At 71.4% G+C, this 9,143-nt stretch carries 9 protein-coding genes; 2 read left to right on the top strand and 7 right to left on the bottom strand.

Going from position 1 to position 9,143, the window contains the following annotated elements; genetic code table 11:
* Window positions 1-397: HAMP domain-containing protein (locus ACZ44S_RS17405; RefSeq protein ID WP_466929748.1), on the bottom strand; the 397-nt coding region annotated here is incomplete at its 3' end.
* A 343-nt stretch (window positions 398-740) separates the two neighbouring features.
* On the opposite strand from ACZ44S_RS17405, the gene ACZ44S_RS17400 reads away from it, so the two are divergent.
* On the top strand, window positions 741-1,112 hold the full coding sequence (locus tag ACZ44S_RS17400; protein WP_466929745.1) for a PRC-barrel domain containing protein: 372 nt from the start codon (window positions 741-743) through the stop codon (window positions 1,110-1,112).
* 43 nt (window positions 1,113-1,155) lie between these two features.
* Here the strand turns inward: ACZ44S_RS17400 and ACZ44S_RS17395 are convergent, their stop codons facing one another.
* Both ACZ44S_RS17395 and ACZ44S_RS17390 read right to left on the bottom strand, forming a co-directional pair.
* On the bottom strand, window positions 1,156-1,590 hold the full coding sequence (locus ACZ44S_RS17395) for an ATP-binding protein (protein WP_466929743.1): 435 nt from the start codon (window positions 1,588-1,590) through the stop codon (window positions 1,156-1,158).
* 151 nt (window positions 1,591-1,741) lie between these two features.
* Window positions 1,742-3,646, bottom strand: coding sequence for an AMP-dependent synthetase/ligase (locus tag ACZ44S_RS17390; RefSeq protein ID WP_466929741.1), 1,905 nt, complete (start codon window positions 3,644-3,646; stop codon window positions 1,742-1,744).
* A gap of 153 nt (window positions 3,647-3,799) precedes the next feature.
* Between ACZ44S_RS17390 and ACZ44S_RS17385 the strand changes: the two genes are divergently transcribed.
* Entirely contained in the window at window positions 3,800-4,033 is a 234-nt protein-coding gene (locus tag ACZ44S_RS17385) for a DUF6480 family protein (RefSeq protein WP_466930222.1), read from the top strand.
* Between the two features lie 23 nt (window positions 4,034-4,056).
* Here the strand turns inward: ACZ44S_RS17385 and ACZ44S_RS17380 are convergent, their stop codons facing one another.
* The 4 genes from ACZ44S_RS17380 to ACZ44S_RS17365 all read right to left on the bottom strand — a co-directional run.
* Window positions 4,057-5,145 (bottom strand): glutamate--cysteine ligase 2, encoded by a 1,089-nt coding sequence (locus ACZ44S_RS17380; RefSeq protein WP_466929739.1) that lies wholly within the window; start codon window positions 5,143-5,145, stop codon window positions 4,057-4,059.
* A 109-nt stretch (window positions 5,146-5,254) separates the two neighbouring features.
* Window positions 5,255-7,480, bottom strand: coding sequence for a 1,4-alpha-glucan branching enzyme (gene glgB, locus ACZ44S_RS17375; RefSeq protein ID WP_466929736.1), 2,226 nt, complete (start codon window positions 7,478-7,480; stop codon window positions 5,255-5,257).
* Between the two features lie 4 nt (window positions 7,481-7,484).
* Window positions 7,485-8,843 carry a maltokinase N-terminal cap-like domain-containing protein gene (locus tag ACZ44S_RS17370; protein WP_466929733.1) on the bottom strand — a complete coding sequence of 453 codons (1,359 nt, stop codon included), beginning with the start codon at window positions 8,841-8,843 and terminating at the stop codon, window positions 7,485-7,487.
* Between the two features lie 28 nt (window positions 8,844-8,871).
* The coding region (locus ACZ44S_RS17365; RefSeq protein ID WP_466929730.1) for an alpha-glucosidase C-terminal domain-containing protein at window positions 8,872-9,143 on the bottom strand (272 nt) is incomplete at its 5' end.

Below are 9,143 nucleotides of genomic sequence, written 5' to 3'. Positions count from 1 at the left end.
CGTCGACGGTGATCTTCTGGGACAGGTCGCCCTTGGCGACGGCCGTGGTCACCTGCGCCACATTGCGGACCTGCGCGGTGAGGTTGCCCGCCATCGCGTTCACCGAGTCCGTCAGATCGGCCCAGGTGCCCGACACCCCCGGCACCTGCGCCTGCCCGCCGAGCGCTCCCTCGGTGCCGACCTCGCGGGCCACGCGCGTCACCTCGGAGGTGAACACCGACAACTGGTCCACCATGCCGTTGAAGACCTTGGCGATGTCCCCCATGAGACCGTCCGCGTCGTCCGGCAGCCGGGTGCCGAAGTCCCCGTCCCGTACGGCCGTCAGCCCCGCCAGGAGTCGCTTCAGTTCCTCGTCCCCCGGCGCCACGTCGGTCCCCTCGGGGCTCTTGCTGGTCATGCGCACCCTCGTTCCGGCAGAGTCAGTGCGCGTTTCCGCAGTTCACGGATGTGCGCGATGAGAAATACGCCGAAGGCTAACCCACGTGACGGGTGCCGAACAAAGCGTGACCCCGCCCCCGAAACCGGGCCGGAGAGAATGCCGTCCGACGTGCATACCTTCGCGTTGCGCGGGTACCTGGCAGGATTTCGCGAGGTCGGAAGGCACGGTCCGAAAGCGCGTGGTTTCCGGCCCCTGCCCTTCGAATGCACGCGCGCCCGCAGGGTATTTGCTGCTGTGGAGAGGGCGGGAGCCGACGCCGCCCGCTCCGCGCAGCAGACGTCCACAGGGGAGGCAGCGAGTGGTGTCCACCGACAGCATCTGGTCGTACGCGCCGGGCCTGAGCGAGGCATTGGAGCGGGACCTGACGGACTACACCGTCGCCGCGAGCGACGGCACCATCGGTCATGTGGACCGTCAGGCCGACCACCACGGCATGCGGCACCTCGTCGTCGACACCGGCGTGTGGGTGTTCGGCCGCAGCCTCCTCGTCCCGGTCGGCGTCGTCACCGAAGTGCACGCGGGGGAGCGGAGGGTGACGGTGTCCTGCACGCGGGCCGAGGTGAAGGCGGCGCCCCGGTTCCGGACCGACAGCGAGACCATGGACCCGGACTATCTCAGCACCGTCGGCGACTACTACCGGGGGCTGCCGTCCCGCGAGGATCCCACGGGGTGAGACCCGCCGCCGGACCGGGCAGGGCGCCCCGGGTGGCCGCGGCTCACCACGGCAGGAACACGTGGATGTCCTTGCCGTGGTCGCCGCCGACGACGCTGACCTGGTCGCACAGTGTGTGGATCAGATGCCAGCCGATCCCGCCGCCCCCGCTGTTCGGGTGGAAGGGCCGTGGGGAGGGCTCGGTGGTGCTGGTGTCGTGCATGACCACGTGCACCCCGTCGAAGGTCCTGCGCAGACGCATCTGGAAGGGGCCGGGCGCGTACTGGACAGCGTTCGCGGCCAGTTCCGTGACCACCAGAAGGATGTCGTCCCAGTGCTCCGGAGCCGACGGCGCCGACACACGGGCCAGGTCGAAGAGGAACTCCTCCGCGACCAGACGTGCGTCCGTCACATCGTGCAGCTCCCCCGGGAAGCTGGCGATGCGGATCGTGATCTCCTCGCCGGCCAGTGTCCTGTCCCTACGCGGCTCGGGTGCCATCTCGCCTTCCAGGCCCCGTACGCCGGGGCGGTCGTTCGCGTGCTTGAGTCCTTTCGGTCTGTGGGTTCCCGTGAGGGCGGAGCCTACGCGCCCGCATGCCCGGGCGTGGTCGCCGACAAACCCGCCACCGGCCGACGGCCGGCTTCGAAGCTCAGCGGAACACGTTGTCGGAGTCGTCCCAGCCCGCGGAGTCGTCGGGGGCCGGGGCCCGCCCCGGACGCGTCCGCGACTGGTACATCGCGTCGATCTCCAGCGCGTAGCGGCGCACTATCTCGTCCCGGCGCAGCTTCATCGAGGGCGTCAGCAGTCCGTTGGTCACGTCGAACGGCTCGGGCAGCACCCGGAACACCCGGATCGACTCCGAGCGCGACACACTGCTGTTGGCCGCGGCGACCGCCCGTGCGATCTCCTCACGCAGCGCGTTCTCCTCCCGCGCCTCACGGGCCGGCGCGTCGCCCGGCAGGGACAGCGCCGCCCGCCAGTCGGCCAGGAAGTCCGGGTCCAGCGTGATCAGGGCCCCCACACACGGCCGGTTGTCCCCCACGACGACGGCCTGGTGCACCAGCGGATGCATCCGCAGCCGCTGTTCCAGGACCGCCGGCGCCACGCTCTTGCCGCTGCTCGTGATGATGATGTCCTTCTTGCGGCCGGTGATCGTGAGATAGCCCTCGGAGTCCAGCTCCCCCAGATCCCCCGTGGCCAGCCAGCCGCCGCGCAGCGCGGCCCGGGTGGCGGTCTCGTCGCCCACATAGCCCTGGAACACCGACGGCCCGCGCACCAGGATCTCCCCGTCGTCGGCCACCCGGATCTCCATACCCGGCAGTGCCTGTCCCACGGTGCCGGACTTCTCCCGGCCGAACGGCTGCATCGTCAGCCCGCCGCTGGTCTCGGTGAGGCCGTAGCCGTCGTGCACGTAGATGCCGATCCCCTCGTAGAACAGGGAGAGATCGCGGTTGAGCGGCGATCCGCCGGACGTGCCCCGCTGCACCCGGCCGCCGAGCGACGCGCGCAGCTTGCGGTAGACGGTGCGCTCGTACAGGGCGTGCTGCAGCCGCAGGTCGAAGCCCGGTCCCGAGCCGCGCCCCAGCCGCTGCCGCTCCACCGCGGCGGCGAAGTCCCGGGCCGTGTCGGCGGCCCGTTCGAACAGAGCGCCGCGCCCGTGCTGCTGCGACGCGCGCAGGAAGTTCTTGTAGATCTTCTCCAGCAGCGACGGCACCGCGTACAGATAGGTGGGCCGGAAGGTGCGCATCGCCGAGGCCAGCGACTCCGCGCCGAGATCGGGCTCGTGCCCCATCAGCAGACCGCCGCGGACGCACAGGCTCTGGATCATCAGACCGTAGACGTGCGAGAACGGCAGGAAGGCGAGAACGGCACCGCGTTCCCCGGGCGGCGCCGCGGTGTGGCCCCAGCCTTCCAGCAGGGTGTCGCAGATGAAGGCCAGCCCGCGGTGGCTCAGGGCGCAGCCCAGGGGATGACCCGAGGTGCCGGACGTGTACGCGATCACGGCCGTGGAGTCCGGAAGCACGATCCGCCGCATCGAGTCGACCGTGGCCAGGGGAATGAACTCACCCCGCGCCACCAGCTGGTCCAGTGCACCCGAGTCGAGCTGCCACACGTGCCGCAGCCGGGGCAGCGCCGCGCACACGGACCCCACGGTCATCACACTCTGCTCGTCCTCCACCAGCACGGCGACACAGCCGGAGTCGCGCAGGATCCACTCCACCTGCTCGCGCGAGGAGGTCGGATAGATCGGGACGACCTCCGCGCCCACCGTCCACAGGGCGTGGCACAGGAGGGTCCACTCATGACGGGTGCGTGCCATGATCGCCACTCGCGCGCCCGGCGATATCCCGGACGCGATCAGTCCCTTGGCCAGGGCGACGACCGTGTCGCGGAACTCCACGGCGGTGATCTCCTCCCAGGTGGAGGAGTCGGGACCGGCACGGTGGGCGAGCATCGGCAGGGTCGGGCTCTCGTCGGCCGTCGCGAAGAGGCTGTCGGCGAGGCCGCCGGTCAGGGGCGAGGCGGACGGGGGAGCGAGAGCGAGGTCGCGCATGCACTGCTCCTGACATGTACGGGGTGTGACTCGGCCGGTGAGGACGGTCATCGGCGGTGCCTGAATGTAGCCGAGCCGGACCTCCCCCGCGCCGGGATCGCGACAAGTGTGTCCGCACTGATGATCTCGGCGGAATCGGGGGACCCGGACCCCATGACCTACGTCAACCCAGATCCCGAACCGGAACGCAGCACCGGCCTCGAACCGGGCGGCGGCGTACCCCCGGGCGAGACCCCGCCCGCGGAGAGCAGCATGCCCGAGGCCGGGCCCCGCGAGACGCACAACCCGACCAAGGGCTGGGCCAAGGGCCCGCTGGCCGCGATCCTCGTCCTGGTGGTGCTGATCGCGGCGTTCTTCCTGGTCTACGCCCTGATCCTGATCCTCTGACCCACCACCTGACCCACCAGCCGCTACGCCTGGGTGTGCCGTACGCACTCCGTGACGACAGACCTCAGGCTCCTTGTGCGCCGCATCAGGTCCCGCTGCACCTGCGCGCCGTTGCCGTCGCGCAGCAGCCGCGCGCACCCCTCGCGGGCCCGCTCCAGGTCGCCGTAGGACTCCAGCGCCTCGGCGACATGGTCGAGCAGGGCGTCCAGCACCGTCTCGGCGGGCATCCGCCGCATCGTCCGCGGATGGAGCAGCTCACTCGTCAGACCCGAGCGGGCCGCCTGCCACGCCGCCAGCCGCAGCAGACTGACACCGGGGTCCAGCGGCTGCCGGTCCGCCCGCCACTCGCGCGCCGCGGTCTCCACCAGCCCGCGGGCGAGCGTGGCGATCAGCCCCGCGGTCTCCGCGTGCAGACAGACGTCCGAGACCCGGATCTCCACGGTCGGATAACGCTGGGACAGCCGGGCGTCGAAGTAGACCATGCCCTCGTCGAGGATGACGCCGGTGGACACCATGTCGGCGACCTGCCGGTGGTAGCGCTCGGCCGAGCCGAAGATCTCCGTCGGGCCCGCGGACGGCCAGCGCTGCCAGACGCGGCTGCGGTAGCTGCTGTACCCCGTCTCCTTGCCCTGCCAGAACGGTGAGTTGGCGCTGAGAGCCGCCAGCACCGGAAGCCAGGGCCGCAGCCGGTCCACGACGCCCACGCCCTCCTCGTCCGACTCCACGGACACATGGACGTGGCAGCCCATGACGAGCTGCTCCCGGGTCGCGATGCCGTACTGCTCCTCCATCCACTGGTACCGCCGGTTGACACCGATGGACGGGCTGACCGGCAGCGGTGACGTGGCCAGCGCGGCGACGGTGCAGCCGATCTCCCCGGCGTGGTCGGCCGCCTCCTTGCGGCAGCGGGCGATCTCTTCGCCCAGGCTCTCCATGGACGACTGCGGATGCGTGGCGAACTCCAGCATCTGCTCGTGCAGTTCCTTCTCGAAGACGTCCTGTTCCCCGCCGTCCCGTTCGGCCCGGGCCAGCACTGCCGCGGACATCGCCCGCGGATCCCCCGTCTCCGGATCGACCAGGAGGAGTTCCTCCTCCACACCCACCGTGCGCACGTGATGCTCGCCCTTCTGCGACTGCCGCGACGACGCCGAGAGACCCTCGGCCGTACGCACCCCGAATGCCCCGCCAAGGGCCCGGGACACCTGGCGCCGTCGCCGTGCCTCACAGAGGAACGGGTGCCAGCCAGACCGTCGCGAGCGGCGGCAGCGTGAGCCGGATGCAGCCGTCCTCGGGCTTGACCGGGTCGGGGGCGGTGACGCCTCCGCCGCCGTAGCGGGCGGCGTCGGTGTTGAGGACCTCCTGCCAGGCGACCACGTCGTCGCCGGTGACGAGCGGGTAGTCGTGCCGGACCACCGGGGAGAAGTTCGACACCGCGAGCAGCGGCCGGCCCTCCGCGTCGTACCGCAGGAACGCGAAGACGTTGTCGTCGGCGGCGTCGACCGACACCCACCGGAAGCCGGACGGGTCGGTGTCGCGCTGCCACAGGGCCGGGGTCGCCCGGTAGCGGGTGTTGAGATCGCGGACCAGATCCTGGATGCCCCGGTGGTCGCCCGCGGAGTGGTAGCCGTCGTCGAGCAGCCACCACTCCGGGCCCTGCTTCTCGGACCACTCCGCACCCTGGGCGAATTCCTGGCCCATGAACAGCAGTTGCTTGCCGGGGTGGGCCCACATGAAAGCGAGGTAGGCGCGGACGTTGGCGCGCCGCTGCCACCAGTCGCCCGGCATCTTCGACACCAGCGCCTGCTTGCCGTGCACCACCTCGTCGTGGGAGATGGGCAGCACGTAGTTCTCGCTGTAGGCGTACACCATCGCGAATGTCATCTCGTGGTGGTGGTACTTGCGGTGCACCGGCTCGTGGGAGACGTACTCCAGCGAGTCGTGCATCCAGCCCATGTTCCACTTCAGCCCGAACCCGAGGCCGCCGGTGTCGGTCGGCCGGGTCACCCCGCCCCAGGCCGTGGACTCCTCCGCGATGGTCACCACCCCGGGGCAGCGCCGGTACACGGTGGCGTTCATCTCCTGCAGGAACGCCATCGCCGCCAGGTCCTCCCGGCCGCCGTAGGCGTTCGGCTCCCAGCCGCCGTCCTCGCGCGAGTAGTCGAGGTAGAGCATGGAGGCCACGGCGTCCACCCGCAGCCCGTCGATGTGGAACTCCTGGCACCAGTACACGGCGTTCGCGACCAGGAAGTTGCGCACCTCCGTGCGCGCGAAGTCGAAGGTGTACGTCCCCCAGTCGGGGTGTTCCGCGCGCCGGGAGTCCCCGGGCTCGTACAGCGGGTCGCCGTCGAACCGGGCCAGCGCCCAGTCGTCCTTCGGGAAGTGCGCCGGCACCCAGTCCATGATCACGCCGATGCCGGCCCGGTGCAGCGCGTCGACCAGGTACCTGAAGTCGTCCGGGGCGCCCAGCCGTGCGGTCGGCGCGTAGAAGCCGGTGACCTGGTAGCCCCAGGACGGTCCGAAGGGGTGCTCGGCGACCGGCATCAGCTCGACGTGGGTGAAGCCGAGGTCCTTGACGTACGCCGGGAGCTCCTCGGCGAGTTCGCGGTACGTCAGCCCCGGCCGCCAGGACGGCAGATGGACCTCGTACACCGAGAACGGCGCCTCGTGCACGGGCGTGACGGCCCGCCGTGCGAACCAGTCGGCGTCGCCCCATTCGTAGTGCGACGCGGTCACCACGGACGCCGTGTTCGGAGGTGCCTCCGTGCGCCGCGCCATCGGGTCCGCCTTGAGGAACCGGTGGCCGTAGCGCGAGTGGATCTCGAACTTGTAGCGGGTGCCCTCGCCGACGTCCGGCAGGAACAGCTCCCACACGCCCGACGAGCCGAGCGAACGCATGGGGAACGCCGTGCCGTCCCAGTGGGTGAACTCCGTGGCGACCCGCACCCCTTGCGCGTTGGGCGCCCACACCGTGAAGCGGGTGCCGGCGACGCCCTGGTGGGTCATGGGGTGCGCGCCGAGGGCGGTCCACAGCTCCTCGTGCCGGCCCTCACTGATGAGATGCAGGTCGAACCCGCCGAGCGCGGGCAGGAACCGGTACGGGTCGTGCGTCTCGACCGCCTCGTCGTCCTCGTAGGCCACCGTCAGGGTGTAGGCGGGAATCGTGTCCAGCGGCAGGACCCCGGAGAAGAGGCCGTCGCCCTCCGAGACGAGCGGCGTGCGCTCGCCGTCGACGATCACGCCCACGTCGCGTGCGAAGGGGCGCAGTGCCCGGAAGGCGATCCCGCCGGGCACCGGATGGGCACCGAGCAGCGCGTGCGGATCGTGGTGGGCGCCCGCCAGCAGGCGTCCCCGGTCGGCCGGGTCCAGGGCGGGCGCGGCCCCCGGGGCCGCGGGGGCGGACGGGACGGGCCCGGCCGATTCGGAAAGCGGGGTGTCATGCAGGGCCACGGCTTCAGTCTCCTCTCACGGCGAGGCGCTCGATCGCCGCCATGGGTACGGGCAGCCAGTCGGGTCGGTGCCGGGCCTCGTACAGCACCTCGTACACGGCCCGGTCCGTCTCATAGGCGCGGAGCAGGCCGTGCTTCTTACGGGGGTCCCAGCCGGCGCGGGCGGCGTAGCCCGCGCAGTAGGCCTCCCGGCAGCGCCGCGCCCACTCCGGGCGCCAGGGGCGGCGCTGCCGGGCCGCGTAGTCGAAGGAGCGCAGCATCCCGGCGATGTCCCGCACGGGGGAGTGGGCGCTGCGCCGTTCGGCGAGCGGCCGGGACGGCTCGCCCTCGAAGTCGATGACGAACCACTCGCGCCCCGCCCGCAGCACCTGCCCCAGGTGCAGGTCGCCGTGGATGCGCTGGGCCGACGGCCCGGCGTCACAGGTGGCCAGCGCGGCGAAGGCGGCCCGCAGGCCCGGCACGAACGGCTGGAGCGCGGGCACGGCGTGCGCCGCGGCGGTCAGCCGCTCGGTCATCGCCGCCGCCGTCCGCCCGTTCTCCCCCGGTGCGCCGATGGGGAACGCGGACGACAGCGCCAGATGGACGTCCGCCGTGGCCCGGCCGAGCGCGTGCGCCTGCGCGGTGAAGTCGTCACCGGAGGCGAGCGCGTCGAGGGCCAGCGTCCAGCCGTCGGAGGCGTTGCGCAGATACGGCTGGAGCACGCCGAGCGTCGCCTTGAACGGATGGGTGGTGCGGAACCAGGCCACCGGGGCGGGGACCCGGTGGCACCCCTGGCGGGCGAGTGCCCCCGGCACCTCGAGATCCGGATTGACACCGGGCTGGATGCGCCGGAAGACCTTCAGGATGTACTCGTCGCCGTAGACCAGGGAGGAGTTGGACTGCTCGGCGGTCATCAGGCGCGGCACCAGTCGTGCGGGCACCTCCTGGGAGGCGTCGCACTCGAAACGCAACGGCCCCTCCGTACCGGGGCGACGCAGCCGTTCCAGGAGCAGCTGGGCGGCGCGCGGATCGTGCAGGGCGTCGTAGACGGTCAGTCCGGCCAGCCTGCCGTCCACCACCCTGCCGATGAGCGCCTTGCCGAGCCGCGGCGAGGGGTGCTCCCGCACACCGAGGAGGAGCTGGTAGCAGTCACCGGCGGGGATGGCTCCCCCGGGAGCGGGCACGCCTCCGTGACCGGCGTGCACCAGTACGTGCAGACAGCCCGGGAACAGCTCCGTCATCGACAGCACACCGAGGTCGGTGACGGGCCGGTCCTTGCCGGCGAACCAGCGCTGGAGCGGCAGCCACTCGCGCAGCAGCCCGGCCAGCGACTCCATGGGCTCGGCGGGAGCGCTCCGGGGGCGCAGGAATGCGGTCTTCGTCATGGTGACGCCTCCTCTCGCCGGCACACGCTCACAGTCGTCGGCCGATGCGGGACGCGACTCGGGTGAGCCGGAACCAGTAGAAGCCGTGGCCCCCGAGGGTCAGCAGATACGGCAGTTCGCCGACGGCCGGGAAGCGCACCCCGCCGAACAGCTCGACCGGATGGCGTCCGTCGAACTCGCGCAGGTCGAGCTCGGTCGGCTGGGAGAAGCGTGAGAAGTTGTTCACGCAGAGCACCAGGTCGTCCTCGTACTCGCGCAGGAAGGCGAGGACCGCGGGGTTGGAGGAGGGCAGCTCGGTGT

The sequence above is a fragment of the Streptomyces malachitofuscus genome (assembly GCF_055571035.1).
This window is presented reverse-complemented; position numbering and strand designations above follow the sequence as displayed.